The organism is Kitasatospora sp. NPDC059160, from assembly GCF_042755465.1.
Lineage (GTDB): Bacteria > Actinomycetota > Actinomycetes > Streptomycetales > Streptomycetaceae > Kitasatospora.
In genome coordinates this window covers 39150-57669 of sequence record NZ_JBHZCN010000059.1, presented here as the reverse complement: position 1 = coordinate 57669, position 18520 = coordinate 39150, and the positions used below count along the sequence as shown (strand labels likewise).

Genomic DNA, 18520 nt, shown 5'->3' with positions numbered 1-18520 from the left:
CCGCGGGGGGCCCCCCCGCGGGGCGGGGGGCCCCACCGCGCTGTGGAGTCCCGGACAGGTGCCGTCGTAGGAGCCGGTTTCTGAACCCCGGAGTTGGCGGCGCCTTGCCCGCAGACGAGGTCACTGCCCTTCGGCAGCGTCCTGGTCACCGACGCCGCCCGCCGACCAGGACGAACCCCGCAGTAACGGGGCCGGCCATGTCCTTCGGATCCGTTGGATCCACTAGAGGCATTGGCGGGATTCAGGCAGTGCCGGCGCGCAGGACGGTATCCGGCCAGCGCTCGACGACGGCCGTCGTGTCCAGGGGCGCGGGCAGGCCGTCCGGCCCGGGCAGGTGCAGCCGTAGGGTTCGGGCCCGGGCGGCACGGCCTCGTCCGCTGCACCGGACAGTCGCGGTCCGGTGCGTCAGCTGGCCCCATCCCTGGCCCAAGCCGTGGTGTTCGACCGAGCTGGTGGACAGGGTCAGGGCGGCGGACGGCCAGCGGTCGGGCGTCAGGAGCGTCGCGCCGGATTCACGGAGTACGGCGTCCAGGCGCTGGACGTCGCGCGGCCGCAGATCGGTGGAAGGCTTGACGATCAAGATCTCGCACGCGCGCGCCAGCGTCGACGTCACCTCCATCCAGTGCGGCCCAGGCTGGTCGACCAGGAGCGTGGTGCTCCACCTGACCCCCATCTGCCGGGCCGCGGCAAGCGAGAGGTCCGGCATGCCGACGATCGCGGTCCAGCCGGTCGCCTCTTGGGCGCCTCCGGCCAGGGCCAGCAGCAGCACCGAGTCGTCGACGACCTGGACGGCGGCACCGCGCGGCAGCCGGCCGTCGGGCAGCACCGGGGCCAGGGCCGGGTGGGCGGGGCGCGTCGCCGCCTCCACCCGGGCACGCCGGGCGGCCGGGGAGGTCTCGGCCAGCATGTCCGCGAGTCGGTCGCTCCGGTCGCTGGAGAGCGCGGTGATCGGGATGACGACGGTCACCGGTCACCGTCCCGGTCGTCCGGGCGGGTGGCGAGCGGGACGGGGCGCAAGACCCGCGGGGCGTAGGCAACCCACTCGGTCGTGATCGGCAGCCCCCAGGTGACCCGCGCCGCCCACCGGCCCTGAGGGAGGGGGCGCCACGCGGTGACGACGGCCGGCTGCCAGGCGCCGCCCATCCGCAGTTGCGCGAGGACGAAGGTCCGGCGTTCCTGCGCGGCGGCGGCTTCGACGTCGGCAGGAGCGGCGCGGCGGGCGTCCTGCCAGTTGCCGACGGCTCCCTGGGGGGCCGGGCGGTGGGAGGGCGTGGAAGAGGGGCGGGGCACACCCTCACACTCGTACATCAGTTCGAACTGGTCAAACGTCGGATACCCGAGAGGCCGTTCCGGCCGGGCGGGCCGTCGCGGACGCCTCCCCGGCCGTCGGGCCGAAGGACACCAGGGAGGGGTCGCCGGGCTAGGGCTTGCCGGTGAGGGTCACTATCGAGGAGTCCCAGTCCTGGCCGTGGGGGACGATCGGGAGTTCAACGCACCCCCCGGTCGACTCCACATAGCCCTTCACCCGGTAGCCGTTGTTCTCCTGGACCGCGGTGAGGCGGGCGATGCCTCCCACCGATCCGTCACCGGAGCTGGCGTCGAGGGCGATGTTCTGCTGCTGGATCATTCCGCGGGGGGCTACTGCCGTCGCGGCAGGCGCGACGGAGAGCAAGGCGACGGCGAGGAGGACGGCGGTACGGCGCATGGCACCCTTTCGGCTCAGTGATGTGGGCGAGGGTGCCAACGCCGGGCAGTGCTCATCGTCACGGCCGCTACTCCGAATGGCGGACCGTCGCCGGTCGGCCCGGTGGTCTCGGGTCGACCGGCGACGGCGGGGAGCTCGTTCTTAGGGTGCGGACGACGCGGTCGTGATTCGGGCGGCGTAGACCCGGTGGGCCTTGCGTCCGGCGGGACTGGCTGCTTCGTCGGCGAGGTCGGCAGCCTGCTGCAGCGCGGCCTGGTGGAGCGCGAGCGGTGCGGCGAGCCGGACCAGGTGGCCCTGCCCCCGCCGGATCGTCCGCCCGGAGGCGAGCGCCGAACGGACCGTTTCGTCGCCGTGAGCGAGCAAGTGGTCGGCGAGCAGGCCGGGCAGGTCGAGGGTGATCTCCGGGTCCGGCTGCCGCTCGGCGGCCGGGGCCGGGAGGACGTCCAGCTGCTCGGGCAGTTCACGGGCACCGGCGGCGTCCAGGACACGCCGGATGACCTTCGGGTCCACGCCGTACTCCCTCGCGAGCGCCTTCACCGCCGCGCCGCCCTCGTGCGCCGTGACGATGTCGGCGGCCTGCTCCGGGGTGAGACGTGCGGGCCGGCCCAGGGTCTTGCCCTGTGCCCGGGCGGCGGCGACGCCGTCCTTGGTGTTCTCGCTGATCATGTCCCGCTGGAACTCCAGGACCCCGGCGAGCATCGTGACGAAGAGCTTCGTCATGGGGTCGTCGGACGTCAGGTCGATACCGGACCAGGCCCCGGACGCGATGCGCAGGTGCAGCCCCCGGCGCCGCAGGACGTCGCGGATGTCGAGGACGTCCTTGACCGAACGGAAGAGGCGGGCTGCGTCGGCGAGGCGCACGACATCGCCAACGGCGGCCTCGTCCAGGAGCTGCAAGAAGCCGCTGCGTTTCAGCGGGTGCAGGCGGCTGGAGGTCGCCGGGTCCTCGTAGGCGGGAGCGCCGACGTTCAGGTACGAGGCCAGGCTGTGCCTCTGGCGGAGGTTGGTCTGCTTGTCCGTCGAGTGGCGCAGGTACAGCCGGTCAGCCACAGTCCGTGTCCTTGATGGACTTCGCCATCTGGGCGACCCGCTCGGCTGCCTGGCTGATCCTCGACGCCTCGACGTGCAGGTTCTGCGCGTCGGACGAGGCCCTGTCCAGCCACTCGGCGGCGGCCCGGAGCAGGCCCCCGACGTCTTCGAGGACCGAGGCGATGTCCCCGAGGGCCCCGGGAACGGCGCCCTGTTCCATGCGCTCCTCGGCGCGGGCGTAGGCGCATTCAGGGAGCAGGTCCCGGCGTACGGCCGCAGCCGCCTGGGAGCCGGGGTCGCTGTCGAAGGGGACGTAGACCGTTCCGAGCTCCAGTCCGGGCTCCATGGACCGCTCGGTCCCGGCAGGCGAGGTCACCCCGACGATGCGCGGGGTGACGGCGAGGAACTGCTGACGCGGGCGGTTGTCCGGGTCCTCGCGGGCGTGACCGTCGAGCCAGAGGGACATCTCGGGGGGGAGCTGAGCGAGCAGGTGCGCCAGGGCGCCGACGCTGTCCAGCATCGGGTGGGCCGCCACGGCGGCGACCAAGGGCTTCTCCTCCTCGGGGACGGGCGTCTCCCAGGGCGTGGCGGAGGTGGGTTCGGAGTCACTGACGGACATGGGTGTCCCCTCGGTGGGCCGAGCCGTGACGGTTCGGCGGTTGGGGAACACCCTAAGGGGGCGAAAAGGGGAGGCGCAATTATCGGGCTGTGCCGAATGGATCGGAGGCGCGTTTCCGCTGGTCGCCGATTGGATCATCCAGTCCAAGTCCGAGGGGGCGTAAACGACCGATTACGCCTCCTGCTGTCATTGAATCGAGGTTGCCCGTCGTACTGTGTCGCTGCTGACCGTTCCGACCCCCATGGGCCTACATGGCGCTGTCCCGGTGTTCCTCGACCGGACGCCGCTGCTGCCGAGGAAGGGATGTGCTGCCGGTCCGGCGCCATGGTTTGTCGTACCGGCCGCCGCACGCGCGGCACTCCGCGTGGAAGAGGGCGGTGGCCGAGCCCATCTGCTCGCTGGGCTCGGCCGGGTACTGCGCGTTTTGGATCGTCGCCACCAGCTGCGGCGTGGCGCAGGTGCAGGTGCGGCGGCCCCAGGAGCGGCCGGGCCCGCCCTCGGGTGCCCCGAGGATTTCGGTGCGGTAGCCGTCGATCGGCCGGTGCTTCTTCTTGATGTTGGTCGCGTTGTCGAACCGGCGCTGAGCAGCCTTGCTCGGGAAGATCAGCAGCAGTCCGGCCAGCAGCAGGAACGCCTCCCCACGTACACGTGCGGGGTCGGGGTCGAAGACCGCAACCGGGACGCCATATTCGTCCACGAAGGGGACTCCGCCGGCGTAGCGAGGGTCACCGGTGCTCAGGCCCACCGTCGCGGTGACACCGTGCTCGTCGGCGAGCTTGGCCAGCGCTTCCTTGACGCCGAGGCGAAAGACGCGGGCCACTTGCCACTGCCTGGTGGGCGGCCGGGAGCGGGCGGCCTGCTCTGCGGCGGTGGCCTCCGCAAGGGCCTTGGCGCGGGTGACCACGTTCCTCTCCCGGATCTCCTCCCGCCTCTTCTCCTTCGCCCGCTGCAGCACAGCCGCCTTGGCCTCCTGGATGCGCCGCCGCCGCTCTTCCTCCTCCAAGTGCGCGGTCTCGGCGGCGATGTACTGCGGCGCGGTCCACACCGTAGCCAGCGACCGATGGCCCCACAGCGGTGTCCGGGGCGTGTGCGCAACGATGCGGCGGGAGAACGCCCAGGCGAGGAAATCGGTGAGCGGGGCCCGGACCGGCTTCCAACCGTCACCGACGAACCGCACCAAGCCCTCGGCCACGACCAGGTGCTGCTCCCCGTCCGGCTGGGTCAGGCGTATCGAGGGGACGGTGCCGAGCCAGGGCGGTCGGAGCCGGTCGCTGAACCAGATCGAGGTGACGCCGTCGGCCGACATCTTCTCGGTGCGGGCGGTTATCTCGGCGTCCGTGATCGGTGCGAGCTGGGCTTCCAGGGCAATCTTCCAGGCCCCAGCGGGGTCGGTGGCCAGTACATCCGCCCGCCATGTGCCGTCGGGGCCACGGACTTCTAGTCCAGCGTGGGCGCCGGCATCGCGGGCCGCGTTGGCGAGCTCCAGTTTCAGCAGGTGGTGGGCGACGGATTCCAGGCCGAGGGCGCAGGTCGGGGCACCGGGGGCGTGGGCGAAGAACCGCAGCCCGGTGCGGGAGGTCTTCGCATGCATTGGGTGGCTGCACTCGTCGCAGGTCAGCGGCTCGGGCGGCCGAGTCTTCCACACCTGTTCCCAGCTGCGAGCGCAACCAAGATCCGGCAGGTGTGAAAAGACCGTCCCCCACTGCGCGTGCACGGCGCGAAATGCCATCGGCTCCCCTGATGTCTCGACGACGAGACCAGTGCGCCGAAGAACGCTGTCCCAGGAGCAGAGTCGCCGCCGGGTCGCTACTGACCCTTCCGGTCTTCCCCACGGCCCGTCCCGGCACGCGAACGAGGCGCTCTCGCTCGCCGTACGGGAGCAGACGCGCTAGACGTGAAGCTGGCCGCTGTCCCCGGCCATGCGGAGGAAGGCTGTCCAGCTTTCGGCGGGGAAGGCGAGGACCGGGCCGTCCGGATCCGTCGAATCCCGCACGGCCACCGCTCCGGGCCCGACGACGCGGATCTCCACGCACGCGAACTCCTTGTCGTCGCAGTACGAGCTCTTGAACCAGTCGGTCTCGGTCATCGCGGATCCCTTCGGAGGTGTGTGGGTGACGACGAAGGCGCCGCCGGTGCGCGTGGAACTCAACTGTAGATCCACTGAGTTGGCGGTAGGTTGACTCCATGTCTGGAGCCATCGACCCCGACGCCGCCGATATCGCCTACGACCTGCTCAGTGCCATCATTGCCGAGTACAGCTCGCTCATCGCGCTTGCCGAACCGGCCGACGCTGAGCGTCTTCGGACCGAGAGGGCCCGCTACATCCAGGAGCGCCAGACCCTGGGAACGGCCGACCCGGAGCGGCTGAGGACGATCCTTGCGGAGTACCCGGCTGTCCTCGCCTCCGTGAGGGTCGGCGAGTGACGCCGCCGCCCCTGCCCGACGCCGGGCAGATCGAGGCGATCTGGGAACGCGACCTGCGGCCCACCCTCACCGCTCCCTCCCAGGACGATCCCCGGATGGTGATCCTCGGCGGCCCGCAGGGCAGCCGGAAGACAACCATGCGGACCGCAGTCCCGCAGCAGCTCGGTATCGCCGACCCGGTGGTACTCGACGGAGACGACGTGTTCGCGTACCTGCCCGGGTACGCCCGGATGGCCAGGGAGGACGGCATGCTTGCGGCCATGCGCCACTTCTCCCCGGTGGCCGGACAGCTGACGGAGCGCGTCCGCCAGCACGCCATCGACCACCGGCAGAACATCGTCCTGGTGGGCCCGCACACCGGCATTGAGTACACCTCCGGCGTCGTGCAGAAGTTCAGCGCCGCCGGCTACCGCTGCGAACTCGCCTACACCGCCATGCACCCCGCCATGAGCGAACTCGGCGTGATGCACCGCTACCAGGAGGCCATCGGCCCGAGCGGGATCGGGTACGCGATCCTGCCGCCCCTGGAGATGCAGGCGACGGTCTACGCCAACGTCGGGCCCGTGCTCGCCGCCGCGAAGAGCTGGCCCGGAGTCGAGGCGATCCACGTCGCCGACCCGATCGCCGGCCGGATCGCCGACAGCCAGCGCAGGCAGGCCGACGGCGGGTGGCCCGCCCAGCCCGACCAGCAGCAAGTCCTGGAGGAGACACGCCACCAGCTGTGGAGCGCGCCCACCCGCGAGCTCTTCGACCAGTGGCGGGCCGAGGCGGCGGACGGCGCCGGAGACCAGTGGCCGGAGCGCCTGGCCTCGGTCGACCGCAAGGCCGCCGCCCAGCTGGCCGACTACCGGGACGTGCCGGACGCCGACCTGTCCGCGGGCCTCGCCTACGCCGTCGAGCAGGCCGCCGCCGCCCGGCGCCAGGTCGTGACGGCTCAGGCCCGGGTGGACGAGATCACCGCCTCGCTCGCCCCGGGCGGCGCCGTCCAGCAGAGCGTCGCCGTCCGCGCCGACCAGGTCGACGCCATCCTGCAGAGTCGTACGGACGCCGTCCTGGTCGAGCACCTGGCCGACGACGCCGACCGGACCCGGCGGCAGGCCGACGCGGTCGAGCAGCGGCTGGAGGAACGGGGACTGCTCGGCCGGCCCGCCGTGCGCGGCGACGAACGGCAGGCCCTGGAACAGCAGCTGAGCGACCTACGCGCCGCCGGCCAGGACGCCGAACTGCGCCTCGCGGCGGCGCGCGAGCAGCTGGAGGCGAGCTCACGACTTGCCGGGCCCGCCTCCGAGCACGAGGCCGTCCTGGCGGCCTGGCACGAGGCCGGCGGCACCTCGCAGGAGGTCCTGGCCCGCACGACCGCCGCCCGGGAGCGAGGCCTCGGGGCGGCCAGGACGGACGCCGCCGAAGCCGGCCTGCGCGTCTCCGACCTGGGCACCGCGGCGGGGCTGATCCAGCGGGAGATGGGACGGCGCGACGCCCAGCCCCCGGCCCAGCGCCTCGCCGAGGACGCCCAGCGCGTGCAGGCGGTCCAGCGCACCGTCCAGCAGCAGACCCAGCAGTACGGGGCGGGACTCGGTCAAGGCCAGCGCCGCAGCGGACTCTCCCGGTAGTACCCGAACCCGGCCTTGCCGGGCCCCTGGAGAGAGCAGAGACACCGAGGCGCCCGCCGGAAGACCGGCGGGCGCCTGCTCGTGCTGGCGGTTCAGGACTTTGCGCGGCTCGCGGCCGCCTTCTTCCGCTGTTCTGCGGCGTGCACTTCGTAGGCCAGCCGGCCGGCCTCGGCCTCGGCCGGGTGGTAGGGGACAGCGGTGATCCGGTCCGGATCGCTGTCGATCCAGTCGGACAGCCCCTCACCGGTCGGTCCCGGCCGGGGCGGCGGCGCCTGGTGGCTGGCCTCGCACGCCGGGGCGGCGAGGAACGGGGTCAGCAGGTGCAGTTCCTTGATCCAGGCGATCTCGCCGAGGGTGGTCGTCTTGTTCGGGTCGCCGACGTACGTGCGCACCCAGCCGAGGTAGAGCGCCGTCAGGATCTCCAGCACCGGCTCGTGCCCGTCCCGGTACCAGCAACGCGGGACCTTGCGGTGCAGGTGGTGGTGGTCGATCAGCCAGTCCACCCACTGCCCCAGTTCACCGAGCCGCTGCTGACGGTCGACGGGCGTCATCGCGGACCAGACCCATCGCCTGGGTGGGCTGGGTGGGACAGCCGCCGCCTGTGGCTCGGTGGGGACGTGCTGGTCTTCATCAGCCATGGCTGTTCTCCTCCTTCATCTGGAATGGCAGTGCGCTCGGGTCGGCGACCGGCTTGTACTGAGAGGCCGCAGGGGGTGGCAGGTCTGGAGCGGGAGGCCGGGCCAGCCAGGCCTTGACGTCGGGGTCGCGCCAGGTCAGGCGCATGTTCACACGGACAGGTGGCTGGTTGAAGTACATTGCGATCGCGGTGTGTTTCGGGATCTCGCGCAGTTGGTGGACCGGTAGCAGGTCGGTTTCCACCACGTTGGTGGAGGTGGACTCCCGGCCGTCGCCGCTGCTGCGGTTGGTGCGCTCCACCAGTTCCTTGCCGAACAGGAAGGACATGTAGCGCAGGGTCTCGTCGTCCGCCAGGCCCGGTAGCAGCAGCCGCAGCGTGCTCGCCGAGATGATGGTCCTGGCCCCTTCGTGGCCCATGCGGGCGACGAGTTGGGAGTAGTCGTGCCAGATGCTCAGGACCGCGATGCCCATGCCGCGGCCGGTGGTCAGCACGTTCGGTAGCTTCGGGTAGCGCAGGAAGTTACCCGCTTCATCCACGAACAGGCCCAGTGTGCGGTTCGGGTGCCTGCCGACCCGCTCGTACCGGGTCTCGGCCGCGTGGAGGACCGAGGCGATCAGCGAGGTGAAGTACGGCGCGAAGCGCTCGGCCTGGCTGGGCGCCGCGATCAGCACCAGCGTGCCGTTGCGCTCCAGCAGTTCCTCTGCCCGGAAGTCCGTCCGTGCGGAGGCCGCCCGGATGCCCGCGCTGCGGTACGTCGCCGCGAGGACGTTCAGGGTGAGCTGGACCGATCCCTTGCCTCCGTCGTGGAGGGTCGCCCAGGGCTGGGCGTAGTCCAGCGCCGCCTCGGGGTACCGGGAGTCGAGCACGGCGCGGACGTGGTCGACGGCCGCCTCGCCCAGGGCGAGCCAGCGCCGGAACGCCGCGATCCCGCCGTCGGTGGCGATCCGCGCGCCGAGCAGCAGGCCGGCGACGATGGCGCGGGCCTGGGTCATCCAGACCTCGGCCTTCGGGTCGTGGTTCTTCTGGCTCGCGTCGGCCATCCACTCGGCCATCCGCTCCGCCGCTTCCTCGTCGGTGGCGTAGTCGATGGGCGACCAGTGCGCGGTTTTCCACGGTCCGGAGGGGATGCCCGCCGGGGCGATCACCCAGACCGGGCCGACGTGGCTGCGGGCCGCGTAGATCTCCTCCAGATCGGCGGCCTTGGTCGTGGTGACGACGGCAGGGCCCTGCCACTCGGCCGCGTTCGGGGCCAGCAGGCCGCTGGTCTTCGCGGAGCCGGGCGGGCCGAACGCGATTGCGGAGGCGGAGCGTTCGATGACGCCGACGACCTTGCCCGTCTGCTGGCCGCGCCCGGCGGTGAGGTGGTCCGGCCGTTCCTTCGGGTCGTCGGGCAGGGCCATCGCCTTCTCGACCTTCGCCCCGCCCCACGTCGCCCCGCCCGCCAGCGAGCGGCGCCGCCGCTTGCCCAGGTGGCGGACGACGACTCCGGCGAGGACAGCCAGGAGCACGACCAGCAGTCCGAACGCGCTGTAGAACAGCCAGGCGGGCGGCGCCGGCTGGTAGACCGACCCCGGGCCCTGCGCTACCGACAGCAGCAGAGTGACCGGCAGCGGCTCGGTCATCCTGGGCGGGGCGCCCTCGGACAGCAGCCCGGCCAGCGCCCCGGCCGCCAGCGAGGCCGCGCCCAGCGAGACGACCGCCCCGGCCGCGATCCCGACCAGGAACGTCCCGTCGTCCACCCGGTTGTCGGACGCCACGTCAGATCACCATCTTCTCGTCCGTCTCGAACAACTCCTTCTCGGTGCGGGACAGCAGCAGCTGCACGGCGTGGCTGCCGCCGCCGCGGCCGACCTTCCAGAGTGCCCGGCCTCTCTGCCCGGCGCCCCAGCTGCCGATCAGGTCGCACTCGGCGTCGGTGAGGCCGATCGCCTCGCGGGTGAGACGCAGCGGCTTGGTGTCCTGGGCCAACTGGATGCGCGTCTCGCAGGAGGCGATCAGGTCCTTGGCGATGGCCACTGCCTCGGAGCCGGCCGCGCCGACCGCCTCGAAATCGCTCAGCCGGTGCGTGGCGAGGAGCTGGATGGTGCCGGTCGCCCGGCTCAACCGGAGGTCCGCGTCGATCTTGCGCACCATGGAGGAGCCGCCGGACTGCATCTGGCGCCACAGCTCGTCGCGGACGACGATCCACGGCCGGCCGGGCCTGTCGATCGCCGACTGGGCCCACGAGGAGACGCAGGTGAGGACCATCGCCACGACCTCGTCGCCGTACTGCTGCAGAGCGGAGATGTCGACGGACTGGATCGGCGCGTCCCAGTCCAGGCTGACCGAGGTCTTCTCGTCGAACAGCCCGCCGAGGTGGCCGGAGATCATGCTGCCGAGGGCGGAGCGGATGCTGGCCATCTGCTCGCGGGCGGTCTGCACGTCGTCCCCGCGCACCCGCAGCTCCCGCGCCATGGCGGTGGTCGGGTCCTTGAGGACCTGGTACACCGACGGCAGGGTCGGGGTGTCCAGGCGGGTGTGCCCGGCCCCGCCGAGCGCTCCGGTCACCTCCCGTACGGCGACGTCCAGGCACTCCTCCTCCTGCGGCAGCAGCACCCGCTTGAGCTGCAGTTCCAGCAGGGCCTTGCACAGCGTCAGCCGTCGGCGGTGGATCTCGGTGAGACGGGCCGCCAGCTCGGCACCGTCCTTGATGAGGTGCAGGTCCGCGCCGAGCGGCCCGGCGTCCAGCGGGTTGAGCCGGCCCTGCAGGCCGGGGCCGAGTCGTACCGGCTCGACCCCCAAGTGCCGGCACAGGGCCGCGTACTCGCCCTTGACGTCCCCGGCGATGAGCGTGCGGTGCCCGAACGCCATCAGCCGGAAGCACAGCGCCTTGACGTGCGCGGACTTCCCGGAGCCGGGGATGCCGGTGAGGATGACGTTCGGGTTGGTCGCCAGCCCCTCCTTCACCCACACGCTCGGGTGCGCGGAGAACGCCTGCATGGTGAGCGTGTTGAAACCGATGTAGGCGCCGACCGGCGGCAGCGACGCGGCGTGCAGGAACGGATAGACGCCGCTTGCGCGGCCGGTGTCCGCGCGGAAGACCTCGGCCTTGGCGTGCGAGGCGGCCCGCCCGGCGAAGGGCTGGTGCCACCCCTTCTTCGGGGCGATCCGCATCGCCGCCGACGGGTCCTCCAGCAGCCGGGCCCGCCGCAGCTCCCGCGCGGTGGGCTGCCGCTGCGCGGGCAGCGCCTCCGCCGGATCGAACAGGTCGCTGACCTTGGTCGCTTCGAGCATGGTGTCGCCGCGGTCGCCGCGGCGCAGGAAGGGGAAGGCCATCAGATCGCCATCCTTCGCGGGGGCAGGCCCATGCCGAGCGGCAGCGCGGCGGCGGCGAACGCCTCGTCCTGCGCGCCCCAGCAGCGCCGTAGTTCCAGGCCGGCGTCGCTAGCGTCGGCCTGCAGCTCGGCGCACGCCGTCTCCAACTCCTCGAAGTCGGTGACCGTGACGGCGATCAGCGCGACCATGCGCACCACGCCCTGCCCGGAGGCGCGGGCGACGTCCTGCGAGTGCGCGACCTGCGCCTCGCGCCGCTCGTCCTCCGACTCGGTCCTGCCGGTCTTCGCCCGCAGCGCCCGCGCGGCCTGGCGCCGCGTCTTCTCCTTGCTCAGTTCCTTGCGCGCCCGGGCCGGGCCGACCGGCTCGTACACCAGCGACATCGAGCGGCGGGCGTTCGTCCGGGGCCGGAGCAGGGGCTGCAGGAACGTGGCGTAGACCTGGGACTGGGGGAAGTTCCGCACCTGGTACGTCACCGTCCACGCGCCGTCGTGCCGGTAGAGCCCCCAGGTGTACTCGGCGGCGGCCGGGCCGGCGAGCGCCGGGTCGACGCCGGGCGGCACGCCCTGGTACGAGGCGTTCTCGGCGGCAGAGCCGCGGATCGCCAGCATCTGCTGGGCCTCCGGGTCGTACGCCGTGCGGATCGTGGCGGCGACCCGGCGCGGGTCGAGGAGCTCCACCACCTGCAGGCCCGCGCTGCTGAGCGAGCCGTGCATCGCGTGCCACTCGCGCACCAGGACGGCGGCCGCGCCGACCTGGCCGCCGCCGGCCCCGCGCACGGCCAGTCGGGCGCGGGCCGCCGACAGCGTCACCGACAGGTACGTCTCGCGGATCGTGGCGGCCGGCCCGGCGGAGACCATCAGCTCGTCCAGCGCCTGGACGGCGGCCGCCGGAGCGTCCGTCGTGGCGTGCCGCACGGTCCAGGACCGCAGCGCCTCGCCGTCGTCCGGGAGCGAGCGCTGGTGCACCTGGATGCGGATCACCGCCCCGTCCTCCTTGCACTGGCCGCGCAGGTAGGCCGCCCACTGGCGCACCCGGGCGTTCTGCCGATCGGTGTCGACCAGCGCCAGGCCGGGGAACGTCACCCGGGCGATCAGGGTGTAGGTGTTGTCGATCGGGTTGTGGACGACGCCGAGCTGGCCACCCTGGCCGTCGGGCGCGTTGAGGATGCGCAGGCGCGCCAGCACGCCGGGCAGGTCCATCGGCTGATCCCCTTCATCGTTGGAGGGCGCGAACACCCCGCTGTAGAACAGGTTTCGCTTGGTGGCGACCGCGATCTGGTGCCGGACCGCGAGCAGCACCCACTCCTCCGCCGCCAGGCCCAGCACCCGGCCGTAGGCGAGCAGCAGCAGGACGCCGGCCAGCGGCAGCGCCACCAGGGCGGCGCCCCAGCTGTGCGCGTAGACCGGGACCAGGGCGACGACCGAGGCCGCGGCCATCAGCCCGAAGCCCACCCCGGACAGCTCGCCGATGAAGCCGGATTTCTCGCGCTGCCAGCCGGTGTAGGTGTCCGGCTCGCTGTGGGACAGGGACATGGGTCAGCTCCCCTCGGACGTCGGCGGCTGGGGAGGCCGCTGGCCCCGCGCGCCGTAGTTCAGGGCATTGTGATCGGGCATCCAGGCGGGCGTTCCGTACGGCGGGGTGTCCGAGGTACGCGGCGGCGCGGCGGCGGGCTGTGCGGGCACGGAGTCCTGCGGAGCGGACTGGGGGACCGGGCCCCCGGCCGCTCCCGGCGCCGGTGCCGGTACCTCGGCCTCGGGCGAGCTCGTGGCCGGGCCCGGCCCCTCGGCGGCCGCGCCGCCGCCCTCGCCCTGCGCTCCGTCGCCGGACGGTGCGGAGCCGCCCGTACGGGGCGGGATCACGGTGGCGTGGCCGCTGCCGGGGGCGCCGAGGCCGGCGTTCGCGGACGTGTTGGCGGCCGCGCCCTCCAGCGTGGCGGTCCCCGCGGCGGCGAGCTGCAGGCCCATTCCCACGGCCCCACCCAGCTTCGACTTGAAGGACCGGTTCGGGTCGCCCTTCAAGAACCGCTTGCCGGCTCCCGAACCGGTCGGGGCGGCCTCGCCCGAGGCGCCGTCGGGTGCGGCCGGGCTGGTCTCCTGCTCCAGGGCCTTGGTGTAGCCGGATCCTCCGCCGACGGACCCGGCCCCGGCCACGGCGAGACTGCCGCCGGCGTACCCGCCGAACATCGCGCCGACGCTGGAGCCGATGGAGGAGACCATGCCGGCGGCCACCGAGTTGCCGCCGCCCGCCTCCACCATCGTCAGGAACCGGGCCAGGACCGGCCAGGCGAACACGGCGAGGAAGAACACGATCAGGCCGACGATCACGTTCTTGACACCCTGGGAGTCGCCCATGGAGTTGAAGCCAACGGCGAAGCACACCACGATCGCGAGCTTCGACAGCGCGATGGCCGTGAAAGCCCGGCGGGCCTTGGGCCACCACTCCTGGGTCTCGTCGCTGAGCTGACCGGCCAGGGCGATCGGCATCGCCGCCATGAGGATCATGATCCCGGCCTGGCGGACGAACATCTCGATCCACAGCGCGCCGATCACCAGGATCGACAGGATGCCCAGCACGATGACCACCCCGACGGCCTGGCTCAGCACGCCGCCGCCGGTGATCAGCGCCCCGCCGGCGGCGCCGGCGCCGCCGGTCCCGACGAGCCCGGAGAACAGCGTGCCCAGCTGCTGCTTCATCGCGGCCGCGGCGTCGGCCTGCCCGTCCCCGCCGCCCTTGAACGACAGGTTGATGACCCAGGCCGACACCTGGTCGATCCAGCTCAGGACCACCTGCGCGGCGCCCGCGTAGACGCCCAGGACCACCGCGTACTTGCCCAGGCCCTTGAGGACCGTCGCCAGCGGCGCGCCCTGCTGGGAGACGGCGACCTTCCCGAACTGGACGATGGCGAGGAACACGGCGATCACCGCCGACAGTGCGGTCAGGATGCCGGTGATGTTGCCGATCCCGACCTTGCTCAGGTCGATGGTCGAGGCGTCGTTGAAGGAGTCGGCGAACTGCTGCAGCAGCCACACCACACCCTCACCGATGGCGCCAGCGGCTTCTTTCAGCGCGTCGGAGGCCAGTTTGCTGATCTTGCCCTCGACCCAGGCCACCGGCCCGCCGTCGGGCACCATCAGCTGGGCGTTCAGCGTCTTGCAGTCGTTGAAGAGCTGGCCGCCGTCGATGCATTTCTTGAGGGCGGCGTCCATCTTCTGGTAGCCGAACGCGCCGTGGTCGGTGGCCTTCTCCCACTCCGCGAGCTTCGCGAGCTCCCGCTGCCGGCGTTCCTCGGTGACCTTCGGGTCGTCGCACCCGACCTGGTGCTCCTCGCACGAGTCGTGGGTGTCGGGCTGCTTGTAGGGGACGCAGTTGTTGGCCTCGGGCATCATGCACCAGTGGCCGTTGGTGTCCACGCCCCAGCTGACCTCGGACCGGTCGTTCCACTGCTTGAGCCACTGCGGGTCGGGGTCGGCCGGGGGGCTGTTGGGGGCGTGGGCCCGTGCCTCACCGGTCGGGTCGTCGGCCACCGCGGACGGGGCGGCCGCCACACCGAACGACATGAGCGCGACGAGCAGGACGGTCAGCAGCCGGAGGAGGCCGCGGTTAGTCACGGATCACCACCCCCCACCCGTCCTTGGCGGACGCCGGCGAGTCGGGGTTGTAGGGCATCGGGTCGCCCTTCTTCGCCGTCCACTTGGGGTCCGTGGTGATCTTCCAGTCGCCGTCCTCCCATTGCAGGATCATGTTGGCCAGCTGGTCCTTGAGCGGGCTGTCGTCGGGGCCACCCTTGGGAAGCGTGGCGGTGCGGCTGTAGTGCATCCACACCGTGATCACGGAGCCGTCGCTGTTGAGCGACCAGGCCTGTGCGGCGTCCACGTTCGTGGTGATCGTCAGCCCGGCCGGGGTGCCACCGGAGGGCGGCAGGCCCACCTTCTCGCGCAGCTTGCGGACGTCGCTCACGGCCTTGTCGATCGAGTCCTCACTGCCCTTGGCCGTGATGACGCTGAGCTGGCGGCGGACCATGTCGTCGTCCAGCATCGACAGCTCGTCCAGGTGGTAGACCGCGGCGGACATCGCGCCGAAGCCGTAGCGCGGGAACCCGGTGCTCGCCCCGTCCTTCTGCCCGGTCGGCTTGTTCAGGTGCACCGCCTTGGCCGTGTTCGGGGTCAGCGTCCTGGTGGCCGACGGGCTCGGCGACGACGTCGGCCCCGGGCTCACCGGGGCGGTCGAGGCCGGGGCCGCGTTCGGCTCCGTGGTCTTCCCGTCGTCGGACAGGCCGTTGACGAGCGCGACGCCGCCCGCGGCGACGACGGCGGCGGCCACCACCCCGATGGCGATCAGGCGCAGGCGCGCCCCGCGGGCGGCGCGGTCGTGTCGGTCCAGCATCAGGCCGCCATCGAGTACGCGGCGAACACCAGCCCGGAGGTGCAGGCGATGCCGATGCCCGCGACCAGGCTCATGACGATGGCCTTCTTGCCGCGCGCCGCCATGCCGCCGCGCTCGCTGTTCTCCCCGATGGAAACGGCCGCCCAGCCCAGCAGCGCGCCGAGGACGGCGAGCGACAGACCCCCGCCCGCGACCCAGCCCAGGATCGTTCCGGTGGGCTTGGAGACGTTCGCGGGCAGCTGGGGCTTGTACGTCGGGATCGGGTTGTCCAGCGGCGGCGGGTTGTCCGCGAGGATGTGCGGGTGCGGGTCGTTCAGCAGGGTGGTGACGGCGTGCAGGATCTGGCTCACGGCAGGAGCACCTTCTCTTCGAGGTGGACGTGGGACGGGGTTGCAGGGGCGGCCGGGGCCGGCTGCGCGGCCACCGGCAGCGGGTCGCCCCAGCTCTCGCGGGCGGAGGCGACGACGGCCTGGACGAGCTGCTCGGCGGCCTGCACCGAGCGGGCACCGAGCCGGGAGGCGTCGCGCAGGCCGTGCGCTCGCAGGTCCGGGTCGTAGGGCACGCGGACGACGGCCGCCACCCGCGGCGCCAGCATCGTCTCGCCCGCCCGTACCGCCGCCGGGGCGCGGCCGTCGCCGGTCGCCACCAGGGCGACGACCATGCGCTGCAGCGGCAGGCCCTCGGCGGCGGCCGCCGACAGCGCGGTCTGCAGCGCGGCCATCCCCGAGCCGGTCGCGGCCGCGCACACGACCGGCACGCTCACCGGAAGCGCGCACCAGGCGGCGGTCAGGCCCGCGCCGCCGCCCGTACGGGCGGCGACCAGGTCGTGCGCCATCGGGTGGCAGGTGTCGGCGACGACGGCGGGCCAGCCGCCGACGGCGGCCAGTTGGTACCAGGCCGCGGGTGTCTCGACCGGGGGCAGCGGGGGCGCGCTCCACTCCCGGTGGTCCGTCAGGACCTGCCAGGAGGAACCGCCCGGTCCCGGGAGGCGGGCCGCCGCGGCCTGCGCCTGAGAGCGGCTCAACGGGCGGTCGGGCGGGATGGAGGCCAGACCGGCACCGGGTTCCGCCGTCCAGGCCGGCCACGGCGAGGCCAGCCGCGGTGCGAGGTCGAACACCGCGCTGGGCGCCGCCCTGGCCAGGACGGCGCCCAGGAGGCCGGCCACCGTGGACCGCCCGCTGCCGCCGACGGCGGCCAGGACCGGCACGACGAGCCGGCCGTGGAGAGGGAGCTCCACCGCCGGGACAGTTCTGCGTGCCACCGCACCCCCCGTTGTTGTGTTCGGCACCATCAGGTTTCCGAGCTTCCGCCTGCGTTGTCATGAGTAGGCGTACTCATGACGGCGGGCTGTTCGCCCTGTTGGATGGGCGTCGCCGCTTCGGTCACCCCCCGGTCACCGTGTGTGTCGGCGGCAGTCTAGTCTCGACAGCCGACAGATGTCTCAGCCGTTTTGTTGCTGACCATCCGTCACATCTATGGCAATCTGCGAAGGGCACGGGAGGGGCTTACCGGCTTAACGCCGAAACGCGCTTGTTGGTACGCACCGTATGGGTGGACGTGTCCCCATCAGCGGTGATGTGTTCCGTGGGGATGTCCCACGCGAATGCCAGAATGCGCACCTGAACTCGCGCCACGGCGTGTGGAGTTCTCGACCGAGGGGGGTCTGGGTGAAGATCAAGGCGGGCATGGTGGCCGCCGTCGGGGCGGTTGCCGTCAGCCCTCTCGCGCTGGGCGTCGGGCTGGTGATGTTCATCGCGGCGGCCGCGCAGGACCAGGACGGCACCGTCGGGGGCGGGGTGGCACCGGTGGCCTCGTCCGGGACCCTGCGGGTGGGGCCCGGAGGAGTGCCCGAGCGGTTCGCGCAGTTCATCAAGGACGCGGCCGTCGCCTGCGACCAGGGCCTGAGCGCGGGCGTGCTGGCCGCGCAGATCAACGCCGAGTCGGCGTTCGACCCGCGCGCGAACTCCGGCCAGGCGCAGGGGATCGCCCAGTTCACCCCGGAGACCTGGTTGACCTGGGGCAACGGCGGGAGCGTGTGGGAGCCGCGCGACGCCATCGCCGCGCAGGGCCGCTTCATGTGCAGCCTGCTCAGGACCGCCAAGCAGCACCCGGACTACAACGGGTCCGTGGTCGAGCTCGCCCTGGCCGGCTACAACGCGGGCTGGGGGAGGGTCGACCAGTACAAGGGCGTGCCGCCCGCCTCGTTCGCGGGCGGGCAGACCTACGACTACGTGAAGAAGATCATGGCGGACGTCCGGAAGTTCACGACCACCGACGACACCGTGACCGTGGACCTGCCCCCGGAGTACCAGCTACCCGACGGAACCCCCCAGCAGATCAAGACCGCCGTCGCGTGGGCCCTCGCCCAGCGCGGCGGCTGGTACCAGTGGGGCGGCGACTGCACCGACCCGCTCGGCGGCAACTCTCAGGGCCACTGCGACTGCTCCAGCCTGATGCAGCAGGCCTACGCCCACGCCGGGGTGACCATCCCCCGGACCACCTTCGAACAGTTCAAGATCGGCACCAGGGTCGGCGTCGACGACGTCAAGCCCGGCGATCTTGTGTTCAACGCCGGCTCCGACGGCTCCGACGACGCGCCGGGCCACGTGGGGATGTACGTGGGCAACGGCTGGATCGTGGAGGCGCCGAGGACCGGCGTCCAGACCCGGACCGTCGCCTACAGCGGCTGGCGCAACAGCACATCGGCGATGACCCGGATCACCCACGTCGTGCGTGTAGTCCCCAGTTAGACCTGTCGGATTCCGGATGAATTGCCATCAACTTGTCGTCAGCGACAA

At 72.2% G+C, this 18520-nt stretch carries 18 protein-coding genes; 3 read left to right on the top strand and 15 right to left on the bottom strand.

What is annotated here, in order from left to right; all coding sequences use genetic code 11:
• Positions 1-241: 241 nt before the first annotated feature.
• The 7 genes from ACFXOZ_RS24610 to ACFXOZ_RS24580 form a co-directional block, all read right to left on the bottom strand.
• Positions 242-967: a hypothetical protein gene (locus ACFXOZ_RS24610; protein ID WP_380592702.1), complete on the bottom strand. Its 726-nt coding sequence runs from the start codon at positions 965-967 to the stop codon at positions 242-244.
• Positions 964-1290, bottom strand: a complete 327-nt coding sequence (locus ACFXOZ_RS24605) for a hypothetical protein (protein ID WP_380592701.1) — start codon at positions 1288-1290, stop codon at positions 964-966. Before ACFXOZ_RS24605 ends, ACFXOZ_RS24610 begins: the two co-directional genes overlap by 4 nt.
• A gap of 130 nt (positions 1291-1420) precedes the next feature.
• On the bottom strand, positions 1421-1627 hold the full coding sequence (locus tag ACFXOZ_RS24600) for a hypothetical protein (protein WP_380592699.1): 207 nt from the start codon (positions 1625-1627) through the stop codon (positions 1421-1423).
• Between the two features lie 219 nt (positions 1628-1846).
• Positions 1847-2755, bottom strand: a complete 909-nt coding sequence (locus ACFXOZ_RS24595; protein ID WP_380592697.1) for a recombinase family protein — start codon at positions 2753-2755, stop codon at positions 1847-1849.
• Positions 2748-3353 carry a hypothetical protein gene (locus tag ACFXOZ_RS24590; RefSeq protein WP_380592695.1) on the bottom strand — a complete coding sequence of 202 codons (606 nt, stop codon included), beginning with the start codon at positions 3351-3353 and terminating at the stop codon, positions 2748-2750. The genes ACFXOZ_RS24595 and ACFXOZ_RS24590 overlap by 8 nt, the downstream gene beginning before the upstream one ends.
• Before the next feature lie 247 nt (positions 3354-3600).
• Positions 3601-5082, bottom strand: coding sequence for a competence protein CoiA (locus ACFXOZ_RS24585; protein ID WP_380592694.1), 1482 nt, complete (start codon positions 5080-5082; stop codon positions 3601-3603).
• 159 nt (positions 5083-5241) lie between these two features.
• On the bottom strand, positions 5242-5439 hold the full coding sequence (locus ACFXOZ_RS24580; RefSeq protein WP_380592692.1) for a DUF397 domain-containing protein: 198 nt from the start codon (positions 5437-5439) through the stop codon (positions 5242-5244).
• A gap of 98 nt (positions 5440-5537) precedes the next feature.
• Here ACFXOZ_RS24580 and ACFXOZ_RS24575 point away from each other — a divergent pair, with 98 nt between their 5' ends.
• Positions 5538-5777 (top strand): hypothetical protein, encoded by a 240-nt coding sequence (locus ACFXOZ_RS24575; protein ID WP_380592690.1) that lies wholly within the window; start codon positions 5538-5540, stop codon positions 5775-5777.
• Complete coding sequence (locus tag ACFXOZ_RS24570) at positions 5774-7387, top strand: zeta toxin family protein (RefSeq protein WP_380592688.1); 1614 nt, start codon at positions 5774-5776, stop codon at positions 7385-7387. Before ACFXOZ_RS24575 ends, ACFXOZ_RS24570 begins: the two co-directional genes overlap by 4 nt.
• A 92-nt stretch (positions 7388-7479) precedes the next feature.
• Here the strand turns inward: ACFXOZ_RS24570 and ACFXOZ_RS24565 are convergent, their stop codons facing one another.
• Genes ACFXOZ_RS24565 through ACFXOZ_RS24530 form a run of 8 tightly spaced genes read right to left on the bottom strand, consistent with a single transcriptional unit; the run spans position 7480 to position 16959 of the window.
• Entirely contained in the window at positions 7480-8025 is a 546-nt protein-coding gene (locus tag ACFXOZ_RS24565) for a hypothetical protein (protein WP_380592686.1), read from the bottom strand.
• Positions 8018-9781 carry a type IV secretory system conjugative DNA transfer family protein gene (locus tag ACFXOZ_RS24560; protein WP_380592684.1) on the bottom strand — a complete coding sequence of 588 codons (1764 nt, stop codon included), beginning with the start codon at positions 9779-9781 and terminating at the stop codon, positions 8018-8020. Before ACFXOZ_RS24560 ends, ACFXOZ_RS24565 begins: the two co-directional genes overlap by 8 nt.
• 1 nt (position 9782) lies before the next feature.
• On the bottom strand, positions 9783-11339 hold the full coding sequence (locus ACFXOZ_RS24555; protein ID WP_380592682.1) for a type VI secretion protein: 1557 nt from the start codon (positions 11337-11339) through the stop codon (positions 9783-9785).
• Positions 11339-12871 (bottom strand): SCO6880 family protein, encoded by a 1533-nt coding sequence (locus ACFXOZ_RS24550; RefSeq protein ID WP_380592681.1) that lies wholly within the window; start codon positions 12869-12871, stop codon positions 11339-11341. Before ACFXOZ_RS24550 ends, ACFXOZ_RS24555 begins: the two co-directional genes overlap by 1 nt.
• 3 nt (positions 12872-12874) lie before the next feature.
• The gene (locus ACFXOZ_RS24545; protein ID WP_380592679.1) at positions 12875-14947 is read right to left on the bottom strand and encodes a hypothetical protein; all 2073 of its coding nucleotides are present in this window, start codon (positions 14945-14947) and stop codon (positions 12875-12877) included.
• Positions 14940-15722 carry a hypothetical protein gene (locus tag ACFXOZ_RS24540; protein ID WP_380592677.1) on the bottom strand — a complete coding sequence of 261 codons (783 nt, stop codon included), beginning with the start codon at positions 15720-15722 and terminating at the stop codon, positions 14940-14942. The genes ACFXOZ_RS24545 and ACFXOZ_RS24540 overlap by 8 nt, the downstream gene beginning before the upstream one ends.
• Positions 15722-16072 (bottom strand): hypothetical protein, encoded by a 351-nt coding sequence (locus tag ACFXOZ_RS24535; protein ID WP_380592675.1) that lies wholly within the window; start codon positions 16070-16072, stop codon positions 15722-15724. Before ACFXOZ_RS24535 ends, ACFXOZ_RS24540 begins: the two co-directional genes overlap by 1 nt.
• Positions 16069-16959, bottom strand: a complete 891-nt coding sequence (locus ACFXOZ_RS24530) for a hypothetical protein (RefSeq protein ID WP_380592673.1) — start codon at positions 16957-16959, stop codon at positions 16069-16071. Before ACFXOZ_RS24530 ends, ACFXOZ_RS24535 begins: the two co-directional genes overlap by 4 nt.
• A 430-nt stretch (positions 16960-17389) precedes the next feature.
• Between ACFXOZ_RS24530 and ACFXOZ_RS24525 the strand changes: the two genes are divergently transcribed.
• The gene (locus ACFXOZ_RS24525) at positions 17390-18472 is read left to right on the top strand and encodes an NlpC/P60 family protein (RefSeq protein ID WP_380592671.1); all 1083 of its coding nucleotides are present in this window, start codon (positions 17390-17392) and stop codon (positions 18470-18472) included.
• The last annotated feature ends 48 nt before the right edge of the window (positions 18473-18520 follow it).

Excerpts from the sequence above, each read along its gene's own strand:
- ACFXOZ_RS24580 (WP_380592692.1), bottom strand. The coding sequence starts at position 5,439 with ATGACCGAGACCGACTGGTTCAAGAGCTCGTACTGCGACGACAAGGAG.
- ACFXOZ_RS24590 (WP_380592695.1), bottom strand. The coding sequence starts at position 3,353 with ATGTCCGTCAGTGACTCCGAACCCACCTCCGCCACGCCCTGGGAGACG.
- ACFXOZ_RS24565 (WP_380592686.1), bottom strand. The coding sequence starts at position 8,025 with ATGGCTGATGAAGACCAGCACGTCCCCACCGAGCCACAGGCGGCGGCT.
- ACFXOZ_RS24600 (WP_380592699.1), bottom strand. The coding sequence starts at position 1,627 with ATGATCCAGCAGCAGAACATCGCCCTCGACGCCAGCTCCGGTGACGGA.
- ACFXOZ_RS24550 (WP_380592681.1), bottom strand. The coding sequence starts at position 12,871 with ATGTCCCTGTCCCACAGCGAGCCGGACACCTACACCGGCTGGCAGCGC.
- ACFXOZ_RS24540 (WP_380592677.1), bottom strand. The coding sequence starts at position 15,722 with ATGCTGGACCGACACGACCGCGCCGCCCGCGGGGCGCGCCTGCGCCTG.
- ACFXOZ_RS24585 (WP_380592694.1), bottom strand. The coding sequence starts at position 5,082 with ATGGCATTTCGCGCCGTGCACGCGCAGTGGGGGACGGTCTTTTCACAC.
- ACFXOZ_RS24555 (WP_380592682.1), bottom strand. The coding sequence starts at position 11,339 with ATGGCCTTCCCCTTCCTGCGCCGCGGCGACCGCGGCGACACCATGCTC.
- ACFXOZ_RS24575 (WP_380592690.1), top strand. The coding sequence starts at position 5,538 with ATGTCTGGAGCCATCGACCCCGACGCCGCCGATATCGCCTACGACCTG.